This window comes from Neoroseomonas eburnea (assembly GCF_018129005.1).
Taxonomy (GTDB): domain Bacteria; phylum Pseudomonadota; class Alphaproteobacteria; order Acetobacterales; family Acetobacteraceae; genus Neoroseomonas; species Neoroseomonas eburnea.
The window spans coordinates 127,042-139,525 of the sequence record NZ_JAAEDL010000003.1; the positions used below are offsets into that span (position 1 = coordinate 127,042).

Sequence of the window (12,484 nt, forward strand, 5' to 3'; positions counted from 1 at the left end):
CCGGCCCCGGCCATTCCCTGGCATTCTGCCGGCACCAACGAACAGGTCAGGAACACGCCGATGAAGCTTCTGCGCTACGGACCCGCCGGGCAGGAAAAGCCTGGCCTGCTGGATTCGGACGGTGCCATCCGCGACCTGTCCGGCGTGATCCCGGACCTTGCGGGCGATGCGCTCTCGCCGGCCGTGCTGTCGAAGATCGCCGCCATGGATATGGCCTCGCTGCCCAAGGTCGATGGCAATCCGCGCCTCGGTCCGCCGGTGACGGGGATGAAGAACCTCGTCTGCATCGGCCTGAACTACGCCGACCACGCGGCCGAGACCGGCTCTCCCATCCCCAAGGAGCCGATCGTCTTCCTCAAGTCGCTCAACGCGCTGAACGGGCCGAACGATGACGTCGTCATCCCGCGCAACAGCGTGAAGACGGATTGGGAAGTCGAGCTCGCCGTCATCATCGGCACGCGCGCGAAATACGTCAGCGAGGAGAACGCCCTCGACCACGTCGCCGGCTATGCCGTCGGCAACGACGTCTCGGAGCGCGAATGGCAGGCCGAGCGCGGCGGTACCTGGGACAAGGGCAAGGGCTTCGACACCTTCGGCCCCCTCGGCCCCTGGCTGGTCACCAAGGACGAGATCCCCGATCCGCAGAACCTCGCGATGTTCTGCGACGTGGACGGCGTGCGCCAGCAGGACGGCTCCACGCGCACCATGATCTTCGGCGTGAAGCAGCTCATCGCCTATGTCAGCCAGTGCATCACGCTGAACCCCGGCGACGTCATCTTCACCGGCACGCCGCCTGGCGTCGGGCTCGGCAAGAAGCCGTCGCCGGTGTTCCTGAAGGCGGGGCAGGTGATGAAGCTCGGCATCGCCGGCCTCGGGGAGCAGCAGCAGAAGCTGCTGGCATCGCCGTGAAGCGCGCGGCTGCGCTAGCCCTGGCGCTGCTCGCGCCGGGCGCCGCCATGGCCCAGCAGCGCCAGCAGCCGCCGCGCCAGGACGACCTGGCGCAGCAGGTGGAGCGCAACATGCGCACCTGCATGGGCAACGCGCAGGATACCGCCCTCGCCGCCCGCTGCATGGATGGGCAGCGCGCGGTCGTCGCGCCGCGGCTCGAACATGCCGTGGAACGCCTGTTGGCGACCCAGCAGGACCCGGCGCGCCGCGCCGCGCTGGCGGAGGTGCAGGCGGCCTGGGTCACCTATCGCGACAGGCGCTGCGACTTCGCCGGCACCAACCCGGAGCGCGGTGCGGACGCGGCTGCGGACCGCGCGGCATGCCTGCTGCAGTTCGACCTCGGCCGGACGGTGGAGATCGAGCGCCTGCTCGAGCCGCCGCCGCCCCCACCGGCACGCCAGCAACAGCGCCGATGACCGACGGCCCCATCCTGCTGACCTTCGACTTCCCGGCCCGCCCGCCCGGCGGGCCGGAGCAGGAGGCCGCGTTGCGCGCCCTCGCGGAGGACATCGCGCAGGAGACCGGCCTGCTGTGGAAGATCTGGACCGCCAGCGCGGAGGAAAAGCGCGCCGGCGGCGTGTATCTCTTCGCCGACCGTGCATCGGCCGAGGCCTACCGCCAGAAGCACGCCGCGCGGCTGGGCGCGATGGGCGTCACCGGCATCGAGGCCAGCTACCGCGAGATCATGGGTCCTCTCACCGAGATCACCCGCGGCCCGGTCCGCTGATTTCCCACCCGGCCGCGGGTCTGACAGCGTAAGGTTCCGCCGCTTCCAGCGCGGAGGTTCGTCCATGGTCATGTACCATCAGGGCAGCCGGGAACTGCAGGATGCCTTCGGCACGCGCCGCCTCGCCGACCGGATGGAGGAGCGCATCCGCCGTCCTGCCTTCACCGAGGAGGACGCGGCCTATATCGCCTCGGTCCGCTTCTTCTTCCTGGCGACCGCGGATGCGGAGGGCCGCCCTGACTGCTCCTTCAAGGGCGGCGATCCCGGCTTCGTGCGGGTGGTCGCGCCCGATCTGCTCGCCTTCCCCGACTATGACGGCAACGGGATGTTCAAGAGCCTTGGGAACATCCGCGCCAACCCGCATGTCGGGCTGCTCTTCATCGCCATGGAGGGCGCACCCCGCCGGCTGCGCGTGAACGGCACCGCGCGCGTCATGCTGGAGGATCCGCTGATGGCGGAATTCGAAGGTGCCCAGGCGTTGGTGCGGGTGACGCCGGAGGACATCTTCCCCAATTGCCCGCGCAACATCCCGCGCTTCCAGATGCTCGACGCCTCCCCCCATGTGCCGCGCTGCGGCGAGCCACGGGTGGAGCCGGCCTGGAAGACCTATGAGATCTTCGCCGACGTGGTGCCGCCTCGGCGCGCGTGACGGGCGCTTCTCAGCCGCCGCGCCCGTAGCCGGCGAACTGCGCCGCGGCCTCGGCGAGGTCGCGCTTCCTCAGCAGCACCGGCTTCAGCCCGGCGGCGAGCAGATCGAGGTACTGCCCCGCCAGGTTCTCGATCTCCATCGCCAGCGTGACCGCGGCGGCGAGCGTCGCGCCGATCGTGACCACGCCGTGATTCGCCAGCAGCACGGCGCGGCGGCCGGCGAGCGCGGCGACGCAGTTCGCGGCCAGCGCCTGGGTGCCGAAGGTCGCGTGCTCGGCGCAGCGCACCGGCCCGCCGGCCAGCAGCACCATGTAGTGGAAGGGCGGGATGCCGCGGCGCGCGCAGGACAGCGCGGTCGCGCGCGGGCTGTGCGTATGCACCACGGCGCCCGCCTCGGGCCGCGCCGCGTAGATGGCGGCATGCAGCCGCCATTCGGAGGACGGCCGGTGCCGTGCGCCGGGCGCTGCCGAACCATCCGGGCCGACGCGCACGAGGTCGCCCCCGGTCATGCCCGCGTAAGGCAGGGCGGCGGGCGTGACGACGAAGCCATCCCCGTCGCGCAGCGAGAGATTGCCCGATTTCGACGGCATGAACCCCGCGGCATCGAGCCGCTGCGCGGCGGCGACGAGCGCGGCGGCGCTCACGACGCCACCTCCGACAGGATCGCGGCGATGCCCGCCAGCACCATCGTTCCCATCGCAAGCAACCAGCGCCGCAGCGCCGTCCGCATGTGCGGCCGGGCGGCCTCCGGCACCCGCGCGGAGGGCAGGAACCAGTCGATGCCGTTGAACAAGAGCCGCGCGCCGCCGATGCGCACGGCCCTCGCCCCGGCCGCCAGCGCCGAGACGGCGAGCGCCACGACCGCGACGCCGAGCGCCGCCGCCACCCCCTGCAATGCCGCCGCGAGCAGCCCGCTCACATCGTCGCCCCGAGCACCCAGGGCGCGAATTCCTGCGCGCCGAAGCCCATCGCCTCGCTCTTCGTGCGCTCGCCCGAGGCAGTGCGCAGCATCAGTTCGAAGATGCGCTGGCCGCACTGCTCCACGCCCTCCTCGCCGCTGACGATGGTGCCGCAGTTGATGTCCATGTCCTCGCTCAGCCGCTCGTACATCGCGGAATTGGTCGCGAGCTTGATCGACGGCGCCGGCTTCATTCCGAACACGCTGCCGCGGCCTGTGGTGAAGCAGACCAGGTTCGCCCCGCCCGCCACCTGGCCTGTCGCGCCGACCGGGTCGTAGCCGGGCGTGTCCATGAAGACGAAGCCCTTGGCGGCGACGGGCTCGGCGTAGCGATAGACCTCGACGAGGTTGGTCGTGCCGGCCTTCGCCATGGCGCCGAGCGACTTCTCGAGAATGGTGGTCAGCCCGCCCGCCTTGTTGCCGGGGGAGGGGTTGGCGTTCATCTCCGCTCCTTCGCGGGCGGTGTAGCCCTCCCACCACGTCATCACGTCGACCAGCTTCTGCCCGACCTCGCGCGACACCGCGCGGCGGGTCAACAGGTGTTCCGCGCCGTAGGTTTCCGGGCTCTCGGACAGGATCACCGTGCCGCCATGCCGCACCACCAGGTCGGAAGCCGCGCCCAGCGCCGGGTTCGCCGTGATGCCCGAATACCCGTCCGACCCGCCGCATTGCAGCGCGACGCACAGCTCGGAAGCAGGCACGGGCACGCGCGTGACGGCGTTGGCCTCGGCCAGCACCTCCTTCACGAACTCCATGCCCTTGATGACGGTGGCGCGTGACCCGCCGCTGTCCTGGATGTCCATCGAGCGCAGCCGCCCGGTCAGCTTCTGCTCCTCCAGCATCGGGCCAAGCTGGTTCACCTCGCAGCCCAGGCCGATGGCGATGACGTGAGAGAAGTTCGCATGCCGCGCGAAGCCGGCAAGCGTGCGGCGGAGCACGCGCAGGGGTTCGTCCATCGTCATGCCGCAGCCGGTCTTGTGCGTCAGCGCCACCACGCCATCGACATTGCCCCAGGCTTCGAGCGGGTCATGCCCGGTGATCGGGTTGCGCTCGAACTGCCGCGCGATGAGTTCCGCCACATGCGCCGAGCAGTTCACGCTGGTGACGATGCCGATGTAGTTGCGCGTCGCTGTGCGCCCGTCCGCGCGGCGGATGCCCATGAAGGTGGCCGGCGCCTCGACATAGGCCGTCGGCTTCGCGTCCACGCCCCAGGCGTAGTCGCGGGCGAAGTCGCCCATCTCGCAATTATGGGTGTGGACCCAGGCGCCGGGCTCGATCGCGTCGGTCGCGAAGCCGATGATCTGGCCGTAGCGGCGGATCGGTTCCCCCTTCGCATGCGGGCGCACGGCCACCTTGTGCCCGGCGGGGATGCGCCGCGCGCCCACCGTGACGCCCGGCGCGACGGCGGTGCCCGGCAGCAGCACGGTGCGGGCGATCACCACCCCGTCCTCGGGGTGCAGGCGGATCACGGGCGGCAGCGTCGTGGTGTCCATGCGTGGTTCCTCCCTCGGTCGCGGCCATCCTAGCGAAACCCCGCCCCTGCGCGACCCCGCCCTTGCGCGCCGCGCCGGCCGGGCGCATGAAGGCGCTGGACACCTTGGGGAGCCCCATCGGGGGCTGAGAGGCGGGCTTCACCCGCGACCCATGGAACCTGATCCGGTTCGGACCGGCGAAGGGAACGGTGCCACCCGTTCGTCCGCGCCCGGAGTCCATGCGCCGCCATGCGCCTGGCCGCGGCGCGGTCACGCCCGGGTCCCGTCCCTCATGCCGCCATGGAGGGACGAAGAATGCATCGCCGCACGCTGCTCGCCACCGCCATCGCCGCGCCCTTCGCGCGCCCGGCCGGGGCGCAGCCATCCCGCGCCCGCACCCTGCGCTTCATGCCGCAGGCCGCGCTGGCCGCGCTCGATCCGGTGTTCAATCCGACCACCATCGTCACCACGCACGGCTTCTGCGTCTTCGACACGCTCTATGGCGCCGACCGCGCGCTGCGGCCGCGGCCGCAGATGGCGCAGGGGCATGACGTCTCGGCCGACGGCCTGACCTGGACCATCCGCCTGCGCGACGGGCTGATGTTCCACGATGGCGAACCCGTGCGCGCCAGGGACTGCGTCGCCTCCATCCGCCGCTGGGCGGTACGCGACGGCTTCGGCCAGGTGATGATGGGCGCCGTCGCCGGGATCGCCGCGACCGACGACCGCACCCTCACCATCCGCCTGCGCCGCCCCTTCCCCGCGCTGCTCGACGCGCTGGCGAAGCCGGCTTCCTCCCCCTGCTTCATGATGCCGGAGCGCATCGCCGCCACCCCGGCCGACCGCCCGATCACCGAGATGATCGGCTCCGGCCCCTGGCGCTTCCTGGCGGACGAGTTCGTCCAGGGCAGCCGCGCCGCCTATGCCCGCAACGAACGCTACGTCCCGCGCGACGAGCCCGCGGAGGCCGCCTCGGGGGGCAAGCGCGTGCATTTCGACCGGCTGGAGCTGGTGTGGATCCCGGATGGCGGCACCGCCGTCGCCGCCCTGCGCACCGGGGAGATCGACTGGATCGAATACCCGCTGCCCGACCTGGTGCCGGTGCTGCAGCGGGAACGCGGCATCACCACGCAGGTCTACGATCCGAACGGCTTCCTCGGCTTCCTGCGCTTCAACCACCTGCATCCGCCGTTCAACGACGTGCGGGTGCGCCGTGCCATCCGCGACGTGCTGGTGCAGCCCGACTTCATGTCGGCGGTCGCGCTGGAAGGCGACTGGCAGGAATGCCACGCCATGTTCCCTTGCGGCCTGCCCGGCGTGATGGAATTCCCGCCCGCCCCGCGCGGGGCGGCAGCGATGGACCGCGCCCGCGCCGCCCTGCGGGAGGCCGGCTACAACGGCGAGCCGATCGTCCATGTGAACCCGACCGACTTCGCCGCCGTGACGCAGCAGGGCCGCGTCACCGCGGACCTGATGCGGCGCCTCGGCGTGAACATCCAGCTCATCGAAAGCGACTGGGCCACCACCATCGCCCGCCGCGCCAACCGCAACCCGCCGGCGCAGGGCGGCTGGAACCTGCACAACACCAACTTCCCGGCCGCCGGCATCGCCAACCCCGCCTTCTCCCCCATCATCCGCATGCACGGGGAGCGCGCCTGGTTCGGCTGGCCGACCGATGCGGGCGTCGAGGAACAGGTGCAGGCCTGGATCGAGGCCCCGAACGCCGAAGCGCAGGCCACCGCCATGCGCCGCGTGCAGGAACTGGCCTGGGATGCCGTGCCTTTCGCCCCGACCGGCCTGTTCCGCCTGCGCACGGCCTTCCGCAGCGACCTGACCGGCGTGCTGCAGGGGCCGAACCCCTTCGTGTGGAACCTCAGGCGGGGCTGATTGGCGGAGGTCGCGTTCAGCGACCGCTGATGTGTGTGTTGTGCCCCATACCGTTGAGCCTTGCCGATGATCTCATCGTCGGGGCCCAGCGGTCTGGCGCGCGGGGCCGGTGGGGAGGCTGGGCGCGAAACCGGGACCCCGATGCCAAGTCACCCGAAGGGCTGGCCGGCATCAGACCTCGGCGGGTGCATCCGCGCGCCCGGCCCAGGCCGGGCGCATCAGTGAGCCGCCGACTTCGAGAAGGCATTCAACACGATCACGCCCACCACGATCAGCCCCATCCCGATGATCGCCGGCAGGTCAAGTTCCTGGCGGAACCAGATCCAGCCCACCACCGAGATCAGCACGATGCCGACCCCCGACCAGATCGCATAGGCGATGCCGGTCGGGATCGTCCGCAGCGTCAGGGACAGGAAATAGAAGGCAATGCCGTAGCCGATCACGGTCACGACGCTCGGCCAGAGCCGCGAGAAGCCGTCCGAGGCCTTCAGCGCCGAGGTGGCGACGATCTCGGCGACGATCGCTATGGCGAGGTGAAGATAGGCCATGGCCGGCGCATCAGCACCCGCCGGGCACATCCTCGAGCTTCACCATCTGCCCTTCCACGACGAATTCGCGGAAGTCCATCAGCATCTGGTCGGCGACGCCGTTCTCCCAGTAGCGCAGGGAAACCTCGTAGGACGGCGTCGTCGCTCCACCGCCCTGCTGCTGCGCGTCGCGATCGAAGAAGGCGATGCGCATGCGCACCGAACCGAGCGGCGAAAGGCTCGGGAAGCCGGCCACCTCGCGCGGCGCGTCCCAGGCGGAGAGCACGGTGGTGGTGTCCTGCGCCCCGTCGGGCGAGGTCCCGTCGAACAGCGGCGCGACCACCAGCCGCTGCCCGCCGCGCGCCGCGTTCAGGGTGACGATGGTGTGGATGTTGGGCAGCAGCGTGCCGGGCGGCAGCCGCTCCTCCTTCGTCTCCGGCTCGGAGTAGCGCACGACGCCGGTGCCGTCGGCGGTGAGTTCCGCCTCCCCGGCGATGCGGCTGGTCACCGCACCCTGGGTCATCTGCGTCAGGGTGAAGCGCAGGCGCCGCCCGTCCTTGGTCTCGAAGGTCGAGTAGTCGGAGGCGGTCTCGATCTCGGTGCCGTCGCGGTCGGTCAGGGTCAGCGAAAACCGCTGGCGGGAAGCCCAGCCGTCGCAGGCGTCCACCACCTCGTACAGCATCGCGCCCTGGGCGTTGGCGATGTTGCCCGGATCCCGCGCGCGGGACAGGCTCAGCCGATAGGCCGCGCGATGCGCGGCGAGGTGGCGCGCCTCCAGCGCCTGGCCGAGCGGCACGGAGGCCACGGGCGCGACCGGAGCGGGCGCCTGGGCCTGGCCGGCGGGAGCGGCCAGCAGGCCGGCGACGACCAGGACGGAAAGGTGGCTCAGCCGCATCAGGGGCTCCCGAGTCGAGGACCAGACCTGCAACTTAGGGTGTCTTGGGCGCGGCCGCACCCTTCGCCGGCGGCAGATCGAGCTTGATGTGCAGTTCCTTGAGCCGCTCGGGCGGCACCCGGGCCGGCGCCTGCATCATCAGGTCCTCGCCCTGCTGGTTCAGCGGGAAGAGGATGACCTCGCGGATGTTGGGCTCATCGGCCAGCAGCATGACGATGCGGTCGATGCCCGGCGCCGAGCCGCCATGCGGCGGCGCGCCGTATCGGAAGGCGTTCAGCATGCCGCCGAAGCGCGCCTCGACCTCGTCCGCCGTGTAGCCGGCGATCTCGAAGGCGCGGATCATGATGTCCGGGCGATGGTTGCGGATCGCGCCCGACGACAGCTCCACGCCGTTGCACACGATGTCGTACTGGAACGCCTTGATATCGAGCGGGTTCATCGAGTTCAGCGCGTCCAGCCCCCCCTGCGGCATCGAGAAGGGGTTGTGGCTGAAGTCGATCTGCCCGGTTTCCTCGTTCAGCTCGTACATCGGGAAATCGACGATCCAGCAGAAGCGGAACTCGTCCCTGGCGATCAGGTCGAGCTCCTCGCCGAGCCGCGTGCGCACCTTGCCGGAGAATTTCGGCGCCTCGTCCTTCTTGCCGGCGGCGAAGAAGACGGCGTCGCCGGGGTTCAGCCCGCAGGCGACGCGGATCGCCTCGACGCGATCGGCCTCCAGGTTCTTGGCGATCGGGCCCTTCGGCCCGTCGGCGGCGAACTGGATGTAGCCGAGCCCGCCCGCGCCTTCCGCCCGCGCCCATTCGTTCAGCTTGTCGAAGAAGCCGCGCGGCCTGTCGGCCGCCCCCGGCGCGGGCACCGCGCGCACCACGCCGCCCGAGGCCGCGATCTTGGCGAACAGCCCGAAGCCCGACCCGGCGAACTGCGCCGTCACGTCGGTGATCTTCAGCGGGTTGCGCAGGTCCGGCTTGTCCGAGCCGTAGTCCAGCATCGCCGTGTCGTAGGCGATGCGCGGAAAGGGCGCGCCGAACACCTTCCGTTCGCCGGCGAATTCCTCGAACACGCCGGCGATCACCGGCTCGATCGCGGCGAAGACGTCCTCCTGCGTGACGAAGCTCATTTCGAAGTCGAGCTGGTAGAACTCGCCGGGGGAACGATCGGCGCGCGACGCCTCGTCGCGGAAGCAGGGCGCGATCTGGAAGTAGCGGTCGAAGCCCGCGACCATGGCGAGCTGCTTGAACTGCTGCGGCGCCTGCGGCAGGGCGTAGAACTTGCCGGGGTGGTTGCGCGCCGGCACCAGGAAGTCACGCGCGCCTTCCGGGGAGGACGCGGTGAGGATCGGCGTCTGGAACTCGGTGAAGCCCTGCTCGATCATGCGGCGGCGGATCGAGGCGATGACGCCCGCGCGCAGCATGATGTTGCGGTGCTGGCGCTCCCGCCGCAGGTCGAGGAAGCGGTAGCGCAGGCGCAGATCCTCGGGGAATTCCTGTTCGCCCGCGACCTGGATCGGCAGCATCTCGGCGGCGGACTGGATCGCCACCTCGCGCACGCGGATCTCGACCTCGCCGGTGGGCAACTTGGCGTTCACCGTGCCGGGCTCGCGCAGCACCACCTCGCCGGTGACGGTGATGACGCTCTCGGGGCGCACATGCTCGAGCGTCTCGAGCATCGGCGAGCCGGCCGCGACCACGCATTGCGTCATGCCGTAGTGGTCGCGCAGGTCGACGAACAGCAGCCCGCCATGGTCGCGCTTGCGGTGCACCCAGCCGGACAGGCGGACGGTCGTGCCGGCATCGGAGGCGCGCAGCGCGGCGCAGGTATGGGTGCGGTAGGCGTGCATGTCGGAAACCGTGCTCGATGCGAAGGGAAGCCGCGCAAAGGGACCGACCGGCCGGGCGCTGTCAAGCGGCGGGCGGAGCCGGAGAGGGGCAGTGCCGACTGCGGCGCGGGTGTCCCGCCCGCGAGGATCGCTGCACCAAGGGCTGTCGCCCGCTGCGGAACCTCGGAGTCGGGACACCGGTTGCCCATGCCACCGCGCAGCCCGAATTCCCCTAAGACTCCTGGTTTCCGAAGGCCCTTCGGCCTTTGGGGGTGGGGGCCTGGGGGGAGGCCGGCGCCCTCCCCCGCCGCCATCACGCGCTGGCAGCGTCGAGTTCGGCCATCTCCGCCGCGCTGAGCGCCAGCGTCGCCGCCTTGACCAACTCGGCCAATTGTTCCGGGCTCGTGGCGCTGGCGATCGGCGCCGTGATGCCCGGCCGCGCGATCTGCCAGGCGAGCGCCACCGCTGCAGGGGTCACCCCCCGCGCCTTCGCGACCGCATCGAGCATTGCCAGCACCCGGTCGCCCCGCGCGCCCATGTGCTTCGCCACGCTGCGCGGCCCGCGCACGGATTTGGAAAGATCCGCTTCCGCCCGGTACTTGCCGGTCAGGAACCCCGATGCCAGCGCGGAATAGGTGATCACCCCCACCTCTTCCGTCCGGCACAGCGGCAGCAGGTCCGCCTCGATCCCCCGGTCCATCAGGTTGTAGACCGGCTGGTGGCTCTCGAAGCGCGGCAATCCTTGCGCCGCGCTCAGGTCGAGCGCCGCCTTCAGCCGCGCCGCCGTGTAGTTGGACGACCCGATCGCCCGCACCTTCCCGGCCCGGATCAGCGTCTGGAAGGCGCCCAGCGTGTCCGCCAGCGGCACGGTCTCGTCGTCCTTGTGCGCCTGGTAGAGGTCGATCCGTTCTATCCCGAGCCGCGTGAGGGAGGCCTCGCAGGCCGTCGCGATCCAGGCCGGCGAGAGCCCCTTCCCCTGCCCCGGCATCTCCATGCCGCACTTGGTCAGGATCAGCACCTTCTCCCGCGCGCCGGGGCGCGCCTTCAGCCATTCGCCGATGACGGTCTCGGATTCGCCGCCGCGGTGGCCCTCCGCCCAGGCCGAATAGACGTCGGCCGTGTCGATGGCGACCAGGCCATGGTCCAGGCAGGCATCGAGCAACCGGAAGGACGCCGCCCTGTCCGCCGTCCAGCCGAAGACGTTGCCGCCGAAGACCACCGGCGGGACCGAGAGGCCGGACCGGCCGAGCGCGCGCATCTGCATGTGGGGAACACTCCTGTCCAGGCCCGGGAGCATGCCCCCGGCCGTCCCCCTCGGCCAGCCCCGGCCGGCTTTGCCTTTCCCTGGCCCGCCACGGGGTCTAGAAGCGCCGGCGATGAGCCGCCGTCCCGCCGTTGCCGCCGAGTCCGCCCCCGTCCTGATCACCGAGACCGAGGCCCTTGCCGCCCTTTGCGCGCGGCTCCGGACCGAGACCTTCGTCACGGTGGACACCGAATTCATGCGGGAACGCACCTATTGGCCCGAGCTCTGCCTGGTGCAACTCGCCAGCGACACCGAGGTCGCCCTGGTGGATACGCTGGCGCCGGGCCTCGACCTGGCCCCCCTTGGCGAGCTGCTCGCCGACCCGGCCGTGACCAAGGTCTTCCACGCCGCCCGCCAGGATGTGGAGATCTTCCTGCTGAAGTTCGACGCGGTGCCGACGCCGCTCTTCGACACCCAGGTCGCGGCGATGGTCGCGGGCTACGGCGACCAGGTCTCCTATGACGGGCTCTGCCGCTCGCTCGCCGGCACGCAGATCGACAAGGCGCACCGCTTCAGCGACTGGTCGGCCCGCCCGCTCTCCGCCGCCCAGATGGCCTATGCCGCGGCGGACGTGACGCATCTGCGCAAGATCTACCGCGCCCTCGACGCCAAGCTGCGGCGCGAGGGCCGCCTCGCCTGGGTGGCCGAGGAGATGGCGGCGCTGGCCGAGCCGGCGACCTACCGCCTCGACCCCGAAAGCGCCTGGGAACGCCTGCGCCCGCGCACCGGCAACCGGCGCTTCCTCGGCGTGCTGAAATGCCTCGCGGCATGGCGCGAGCGCGAGGCACAGCGCATCAACATCCCCCGCCAGCGCCTGGTGAAGGACGAGACGCTGCTGGAGATCGCCGCCACCATGCCGGAGACGATCGCCGACCTCTCGCGCGCCCGCGGCATCTCGGAAGGCTTCGCCAAGGGGCGTTCCGGCACTGGGCTGCTCGCGGCGGTGAAGGCCGGCAAGGACCTGCCGGACGAGGCATTGCCCGAGGCGCCGAAGGACCGCGCCGGCCCGCCGGCCTCCCCCGCGCTGGTGGCGCTGCTCAAGGTGCTGCTCGCTGCCAAGAGCGAGGAACACCACGTCGCCCCGCGCCTGCTTGCCAGCAGCGACGATCTCGACCGGCTGGCGGCGGGCGACGGCGCCGAGGTGCCGGCGATGCACGGCTGGCGGCGCGACGTGTTCGGCGAGGCGGCGCTGGCGTTGAAGACGGGGCGGCTGGCGCTGGGGGTGGACGGCAAGCGGGTGAAGCTGATCCCGGCCGGGTGACGCGGCGACGGGGAGGGCCCCGCCCTCCCCGAACCCCGCCCG

Annotated in this window: 13 protein-coding genes and 1 riboswitch; of the genes, 6 read left to right on the forward strand and 7 right to left on the reverse strand. The window is 71.1% G+C overall.

Going from position 1 to position 12,484, the window contains the following annotated elements:
* Positions 1-60: 60 nt before the first annotated feature.
* From GXW74_RS04520 to GXW74_RS04535, 4 genes are all read left to right on the forward strand, one after another.
* On the forward strand, positions 61-909 hold the full coding sequence (locus GXW74_RS04520; RefSeq protein ID WP_211845089.1) for a fumarylacetoacetate hydrolase family protein: 849 nt from the start codon (positions 61-63) through the stop codon (positions 907-909).
* The gene (locus tag GXW74_RS27865; protein WP_211845090.1) at positions 906-1,364 is read left to right on the forward strand and encodes a lysozyme inhibitor LprI family protein; all 459 of its coding nucleotides are present in this window, start codon (positions 906-908) and stop codon (positions 1,362-1,364) included. The genes GXW74_RS04520 and GXW74_RS27865 overlap by 4 nt, the downstream gene beginning before the upstream one ends.
* Positions 1,361-1,675, forward strand: coding sequence for a monooxygenase (locus GXW74_RS04530; protein ID WP_211845091.1), 315 nt, complete (start codon positions 1,361-1,363; stop codon positions 1,673-1,675). Before GXW74_RS27865 ends, GXW74_RS04530 begins: the two co-directional genes overlap by 4 nt.
* Before the next feature lie 64 nt (positions 1,676-1,739).
* On the forward strand, positions 1,740-2,324 hold the full coding sequence (locus tag GXW74_RS04535; RefSeq protein WP_211845092.1) for a pyridoxamine 5'-phosphate oxidase family protein: 585 nt from the start codon (positions 1,740-1,742) through the stop codon (positions 2,322-2,324).
* A gap of 10 nt (positions 2,325-2,334) precedes the next feature.
* Here GXW74_RS04535 and GXW74_RS04540 read toward each other — a convergent pair whose 3' ends face one another.
* From GXW74_RS04540 to GXW74_RS04550, 3 genes are read right to left on the reverse strand one after another with little or no spacing between them, the layout of a single operon-like run.
* Positions 2,335-2,967 carry a class II aldolase/adducin family protein gene (locus tag GXW74_RS04540; protein WP_338148139.1) on the reverse strand — a complete coding sequence of 211 codons (633 nt, stop codon included), beginning with the start codon at positions 2,965-2,967 and terminating at the stop codon, positions 2,335-2,337.
* Positions 2,964-3,242 (reverse strand): hypothetical protein, encoded by a 279-nt coding sequence (locus GXW74_RS04545; protein ID WP_211845093.1) that lies wholly within the window; start codon positions 3,240-3,242, stop codon positions 2,964-2,966. Before GXW74_RS04545 ends, GXW74_RS04540 begins: the two co-directional genes overlap by 4 nt.
* Positions 3,239-4,774 carry a UxaA family hydrolase gene (locus GXW74_RS04550; protein WP_211845094.1) on the reverse strand — a complete coding sequence of 512 codons (1,536 nt, stop codon included), beginning with the start codon at positions 4,772-4,774 and terminating at the stop codon, positions 3,239-3,241. The genes GXW74_RS04545 and GXW74_RS04550 overlap by 4 nt, the downstream gene beginning before the upstream one ends.
* Positions 4,775-4,869: 95 nt before the next feature.
* Positions 4,870-4,977, forward strand: a riboswitch (TPP riboswitch).
* Positions 4,978-5,068: 91 nt separating this feature from the next.
* On the opposite strand from GXW74_RS04550, the gene GXW74_RS04555 reads away from it, so the two are divergent.
* Entirely contained in the window at positions 5,069-6,640 is a 1,572-nt protein-coding gene (locus GXW74_RS04555; protein ID WP_211845095.1) for an ABC transporter substrate-binding protein, read from the forward strand.
* Positions 6,641-6,858: 218 nt separating this feature from the next.
* Here the strand turns inward: GXW74_RS04555 and GXW74_RS04560 are convergent, their stop codons facing one another.
* The 4 genes from GXW74_RS04560 to GXW74_RS04575 all read right to left on the reverse strand — a co-directional run bounded on the left by GXW74_RS04560 (position 6,859) and on the right by GXW74_RS04575 (position 11,142).
* On the reverse strand, positions 6,859-7,188 hold the full coding sequence (locus tag GXW74_RS04560) for an SMR family transporter (protein WP_211845096.1): 330 nt from the start codon (positions 7,186-7,188) through the stop codon (positions 6,859-6,861).
* 10 nt (positions 7,189-7,198) lie between these two features.
* On the reverse strand, positions 7,199-8,062 hold the full coding sequence (locus GXW74_RS04565) for an EipB family protein (protein WP_211845097.1): 864 nt from the start codon (positions 8,060-8,062) through the stop codon (positions 7,199-7,201).
* 34 nt (positions 8,063-8,096) lie between these two features.
* The gene (gene aspS / locus GXW74_RS04570; RefSeq protein WP_211845098.1) at positions 8,097-9,899 is read right to left on the reverse strand and encodes an aspartate--tRNA ligase; all 1,803 of its coding nucleotides are present in this window, start codon (positions 9,897-9,899) and stop codon (positions 8,097-8,099) included.
* 292 nt (positions 9,900-10,191) lie between these two features.
* Entirely contained in the window at positions 10,192-11,142 is a 951-nt protein-coding gene (locus tag GXW74_RS04575; RefSeq protein WP_211845099.1) for an aldo/keto reductase, read from the reverse strand.
* Between the two features lie 112 nt (positions 11,143-11,254).
* Here GXW74_RS04575 and rnd point away from each other — a divergent pair, with 112 nt between their 5' ends.
* Complete coding sequence (gene rnd, locus GXW74_RS04580; protein WP_211845100.1) at positions 11,255-12,442, forward strand: ribonuclease D; 1,188 nt, start codon at positions 11,255-11,257, stop codon at positions 12,440-12,442.
* The last annotated feature ends 42 nt before the right edge of the window (positions 12,443-12,484 follow it).

Bases quoted from the DNA above. Each gene is read 5' to 3' on its own strand.
- GXW74_RS04560 (WP_211845096.1), bottom strand. From the start codon at position 7,188: ATGGCCTATCTTCACCTCGCCATAGCGATCGTCGCCGAGATCGTCGCC.
- GXW74_RS04550 (WP_211845094.1), bottom strand. From the start codon at position 4,774: ATGGACACCACGACGCTGCCGCCCGTGATCCGCCTGCACCCCGAGGAC.
- GXW74_RS04575 (WP_211845099.1), bottom strand. From the start codon at position 11,142: ATGCAGATGCGCGCGCTCGGCCGGTCCGGCCTCTCGGTCCCGCCGGTG.
- GXW74_RS04530 (WP_211845091.1), top strand. From the start codon at position 1,361: ATGACCGACGGCCCCATCCTGCTGACCTTCGACTTCCCGGCCCGCCCG.
- aspS (WP_211845098.1), bottom strand. From the start codon at position 9,899: ATGCACGCCTACCGCACCCATACCTGCGCCGCGCTGCGCGCCTCCGAT.
- GXW74_RS04565 (WP_211845097.1), bottom strand. From the start codon at position 8,062: ATGCGGCTGAGCCACCTTTCCGTCCTGGTCGTCGCCGGCCTGCTGGCC.
- GXW74_RS04555 (WP_211845095.1), top strand. From the start codon at position 5,069: ATGCATCGCCGCACGCTGCTCGCCACCGCCATCGCCGCGCCCTTCGCG.
- rnd (WP_211845100.1), top strand. From the start codon at position 11,255: ATGAGCCGCCGTCCCGCCGTTGCCGCCGAGTCCGCCCCCGTCCTGATC.
- GXW74_RS04535 (WP_211845092.1), top strand. From the start codon at position 1,740: ATGGTCATGTACCATCAGGGCAGCCGGGAACTGCAGGATGCCTTCGGC.
- GXW74_RS04520 (WP_211845089.1), top strand. From the start codon at position 61: ATGAAGCTTCTGCGCTACGGACCCGCCGGGCAGGAAAAGCCTGGCCTG.